Source organism: Paraburkholderia humisilvae, assembly GCF_902859855.1.
Classification (GTDB): domain Bacteria; phylum Pseudomonadota; class Gammaproteobacteria; order Burkholderiales; family Burkholderiaceae; genus Paraburkholderia; species Paraburkholderia humisilvae.
On record NZ_CADIKH010000236.1, the window covers coordinates 1 to 2,958 of the forward strand.

Below are 2,958 nucleotides of genomic sequence, written 5' to 3' on the forward strand. Positions count from 1 at the left end.
GTGCCGTCGGCCCGTGACGGTCCCCTTTTCTTCTATCGGCCGCCAATGCTCACGGGTGGGAGGCGTTCATTTCATTGAGTTCGATGCCTGAAAGGATGATGCGCGCGCAGCCGTACACCGTATTGATTTTGTCACCGTTGCGACGATAATTTTGTCAATTCGCGATCATGCAGCGCTTCAAATCCGGAGAGCGTTCGTGCATAAAGGTTCGGGAAATCGCAATAAATGTGACAACGGTCGACGCGGATGTGATGCAGCGCCCCCCTTCAAAACGCTACTATCCCGACAACACAGGCAGTCGGTTTGACTCATCTGCGACTGACCACCGGGCCACGTTCCTCCGGGTTCGGCCAGGAGCTCGCAATCCGCCGCAGTCTGGCGAATGACTACTTCAGGGGAAACGGTCATGCACGAAACCATGGATATCCACGACGCCCACGAGCGCTACGAACTGCACGAGCCATTTGATGTGCTAAAGGTCAGAAGGCCCTGGTGCAAATCGGCTTAGGGAATCGGTTAAAGTAGCCAGCCGTATGAAATGGGTGGTCGGTGATGAGCAAGGGCAAAGGTCTGGAGGGGCTGTTCGATCATGCGTTGGGTAAGGCGATTTACACCGGAGTTCGCCTCGACCACGTTACGCCATATCTCGACATGTCGCCGTGTGAGCTTCGCGAAGCCATAGCTGGGATCGAGCTTCGGGAATGAGGGGCGATCTATGCTCAAAACTTGCGGTGTTTGCTGCCGATAACTGGGTAGCACCATAGTCATCTCGTTCACCGACGTATCGCCATTGTAGAAACAAACTGCTTGCATTTCGTACCGCACGTTTCTACAATGGATAAACATACGGAGGTTGTCATGGAACTCAAGATTCAAAAATGGGGTAATAGCGCGGCAGTTCGTTTGCCGAGCGTTTTGCTCGAACAGATCAACGCGACGGTCGGCAGTTCGCTGAGTGCCGACGTGCGGCCGGATGGCGTGCTGCTGACCCCGGCACGTCGCAAGTATTCGCTGGACGACCTGGTCGCTCAATGCGACGCGAAAGCTCCTATCCCCGCCGACATCGCGGCTTGGGGCGAAGTCAAGCCCGTGGGGCGTGAAGCATGGTGAAGCGGGTCAAGTTCGAGCGGGGCGATATCGTGCGCGTGAGCCTGAATCCGACTGTCGGTCGTGAGCAGCAAGGCGATTTTCGTCCGGCGCTCGTGCTATCTCCCGCCGCTTTCAATGCGCTGGGTGTGGCACTCGTCGCGCCGATTACCCAAGGCGGCGAATTCGCCCGCTTTGCGGGCTTCGCGGTGCCGCTCTCAGGCTCGGGAACGGAGACCCAAGGCGTGGCACTCGTGAACATGGTGCGCATGCTTGACCTGGAAGGGCGCGGCGCGCGCAAGATCGAGCGCGCACCCGTCGAAGTGGTTGAGGACGCGTTGGCTCGGCTTCAAACGATTATCGAGTAGGAAAACAAGAAAAGGGAGCGAGGGATTGGGAAAGACAAGAATTGAGCCGGTTGAAGCGCATGCGTTGCGTGCGCTGCTTGAGAAGCGGCATGGCGATCTTGCAATGCGTTGGTGCGATCAGTTTGCACTCGGATGCTGGCTTGACCTCGAAACCGCGCTCGGCGATCATCTCTTCGAGATCGCGCAGGCTCAGCGAGTACGCAACGTACCAGCGCACGCACTGCAGAATCACATCCGCCGGATAGTGCAGCCGTTTGAGTACCTTCGCTATCCCATCGGGCAGCGCTTTACGCGCTATCTTTTTCGTCGTCACCATCTTCATCCGCTGTCGTCGTCGCGGCGCTCGAATTTTACCTCAACACCTTAACGCGACAAAACCAAGGCCAGCGCGTGGCCGACTGATCGTGAACGACCGCGCTCGCCGGTGGCGGAATCACCGGCAATATGCCGCTGGCTGACCACGCTTCGGCGCGCGCGATGCTGTAGTACGTCCCATCGGCAATCACGCAGTCCACGCAGGCGTCGACAGCCAGCGCCGCGTCGAGCCCGGCTGCATCGGACAGCTCCGTGCCCGTCACGGCAATCGCGTGGATGTTCATCTCCGGTCCGGATCAATCGACAGGTGTGCCTTGCGCCACGGCGTGCGGTTAGCCTCCGTGCCATATTTTCTGAGCGCGTGGGGGGCTGGCGCTACCAGTCAATGCGGTGCTTCTCTTCGGTTTCCCGGTGACGCTGGTCGTCATCGGCATGCAGGTAAAGGCTCGTGGTGGTCAGCGACGCATGACCCAGGTTGTCGCGGATGAGCCGCAGATCGACGTCGCCATCGGCCATGTGGGAGCCTGCGCTGTGGCGCAGCCAGTGCGCGGACGCCCGCTCGAGCTGGGCGGCGCGGGCGACGTATTCGTCACCGCGCAGGCGCAGTTTTCCGGCGGCGCCGGCGAAGATGCCCTTGACGATCGTGTGCAGCGCGGCGCGCGTGAGCGGCTTCATCGATCGGCCGAGTGGCATCACGAGCGGCGTGTCCTCGTGCGGGGCGGGCAGCACGGGCAACCCGCGCTCGCGCCGGTACCGGCCCAGCTCGACCATCATTTCGGCGGAGGCAGGCACGAGCCGCTCCCTGTCACCCTTACCGAGTACTTCGAGCCACCAGCGCTCGTGCCCGTCGGCGTCGCGGCGGCAGAAGAAGCGCCCCATCGAATTGCCGCTGACTTCCGAAATGCGCAGGCCGCCGAGGTAAAGCAGGGTGAACAGCCACCGCGCACGCCAGTAGCGCTCGCGCTCGCGGTCCGTCCCGCGGGGCAGCGAGTCGATATAGACCTTGACCTCCTGCCACAGGTCACGCTCCAGAAAGCGCGTGATGCGCGGCGACGTGCGGCGCGCCCGCTGGCGCGACAGTGACAGCGGGTTGCCGGCGAGATAGCCGGCCCCGACGAGCCACGAGAAGAGGGCGTTGAGGATCACCATGGCCTGGCGCTGGCTGCTGGTGGCTAGCGGCCCGTGAAAC

The 2,958-nt window shown here is 61.4% G+C and carries 5 protein-coding genes and 1 pseudogene; 3 read left to right on the forward strand and 3 right to left on the reverse strand.

All coding sequences use genetic code 11. From position 1 onward, the window contains the following. Window positions 1-552 precede the first annotated feature (552 nt). The 3 genes from HV796_RS41320 to HV796_RS41330 all read left to right on the forward strand — a co-directional run bounded on the left by HV796_RS41320 (window position 553) and on the right by HV796_RS41330 (window position 1,454). A complete protein-coding gene (locus HV796_RS41320) occupies window positions 553-705 on the forward strand; it encodes a hypothetical protein (RefSeq protein WP_175233426.1) in 153 nt (50 codons plus the stop codon). Between the two features lie 153 nt (window positions 706-858). Continuing rightward, on the forward strand, window positions 859-1,110 hold the full coding sequence (locus tag HV796_RS41325; RefSeq protein WP_175233427.1) for an AbrB/MazE/SpoVT family DNA-binding domain-containing protein: 252 nt from the start codon (window positions 859-861) through the stop codon (window positions 1,108-1,110). Beyond that, window positions 1,104-1,454, forward strand: coding sequence for a type II toxin-antitoxin system ChpB family toxin (locus HV796_RS41330; RefSeq protein ID WP_059769275.1), 351 nt, complete (start codon window positions 1,104-1,106; stop codon window positions 1,452-1,454). The genes HV796_RS41325 and HV796_RS41330 overlap by 7 nt, the downstream gene beginning before the upstream one ends. Before the next feature lie 142 nt (window positions 1,455-1,596). Here the strand turns inward: HV796_RS41330 and HV796_RS41335 are convergent. From HV796_RS41335 to HV796_RS41345, 3 genes and pseudogenes are all read right to left on the reverse strand, one after another. Then, window positions 1,597-1,770 (reverse strand): annotated as a pseudogene (locus HV796_RS41335) (IS6 family transposase); the annotation flags it as partial. A 34-nt stretch (window positions 1,771-1,804) separates the two neighbouring features. Next, complete coding sequence (locus HV796_RS41340; protein WP_175233428.1) at window positions 1,805-2,053, reverse strand: hypothetical protein; 249 nt, start codon at window positions 2,051-2,053, stop codon at window positions 1,805-1,807. A 91-nt stretch (window positions 2,054-2,144) separates the two neighbouring features. Further along, window positions 2,145-2,958: tyrosine-type recombinase/integrase (locus tag HV796_RS41345; RefSeq protein ID WP_175233429.1), on the reverse strand; the 814-nt coding region annotated here is incomplete at its 5' end.